The organism is Paraburkholderia sp. Ac-20347 (assembly GCF_017104805.1).
GTDB classification, from domain to species: domain Bacteria; phylum Pseudomonadota; class Gammaproteobacteria; order Burkholderiales; family Burkholderiaceae; genus Paraburkholderia; species Paraburkholderia tropica.
The window spans coordinates 1-1038 of sequence record NZ_JAAGPN010000609.1 but is presented as its reverse complement, the minus strand read 5'-3'; the positions used below and the strand labels follow the sequence as shown (position 1 = coordinate 1038).

Genomic DNA, 1038 nt, shown 5'->3' with positions numbered 1-1038 from the left:
TATCGGATGCGACGTTCTATAACTGGCGTAGTCGCTACGGCGGCATGGATGTGTCGGAAGCGCGACGCTTGCGGCAACTGGAAGAGGAAAACCAGCGGCTCAAGCGGCTGGTCGCAGACCAGGCGCTTGACATCCAGGTATTGAAGGACGTGCTCGGAAAAAAGTGAGTTCGCCCGCGCAGCGCCGGGAAGTCGTGCAGCGGGTGATTGAGCAGCACGACTATTCGGAGCGCCGGGCGTGCGCGCTCGTTGGCCTGAATCGCCGGACGTTCCGGCGGCCGGTGCCGCCTGATGCCGACCATGAAGTCCGGCAACGGCTGCGTGAGCTGGCACAGGAGCGGCCCAGGTTTGGCTCGCCCCGCCTGCATGTCTTGCTACGCCGGGAGGGCCTGGTCCAGAACCACAAGCGGACTGAGCGGTTGTACCGCACAGAGGGCCTGTCGCTTCGCCTGAAACGGCGTAAGAAGCGCCCGAGTCATCTGCGCGTGGTAATGCCGACGCCCAACGGCGCAGACGAAAGCTGGGCAATGGACTTTGTTGCTGACGCGCTGGTGCATGGCCGACGCATTCGCATGCTGACCATCATCGACGCGTGGAATCGCGAGTGCCCGCACATCGAGGTTGACTTCTCGCTGACAGGAGTTCGAGTCGCGCGCGTTCTGGAGCAACTACGTCAGCGGGGACGGCGGCCCGATCTGATTCAGGTCGACAACGGGCCGGAGTTCGTCAGCAAGGCGCTCGATGCATGGGCGCACGAACATGGCGTCAAGCTGCAGTTCATCCGTCCTGGTAAGCCGGTGGAAAACGCGCATATCGAGAGCTTCAACGGCAGACTGCGCGAAGAATGTTTGAACCAGCATGCGTTCGTCAGTCTCGACGATGCACGCACGCGAATCGAAGCGTGGCGCACGGACTACAACTCCGTGCGTCCGCATAGTGCCCTCGGGCAACTGGCGCCGGACCAATTCCGGCAACTGCATCAACCGAAAAGCGGCGAGCCCACTAACTTACGAATGGTGTACTCGGCGGGGTAAGGTCA

Annotated in this window: 1 protein-coding gene; it reads left to right on the top strand. The window is 62.1% G+C overall.

The annotated features are described in order from the left end of the window. Window positions 1–163 precede the first annotated feature (163 nt). Window positions 164–1033, top strand: a complete 870-nt coding sequence (locus G3N97_RS38985; protein ID WP_205998024.1) for an IS3 family transposase — start codon at window positions 164–166, stop codon at window positions 1031–1033. The last annotated feature ends 5 nt before the right edge of the window (window positions 1034–1038 follow it).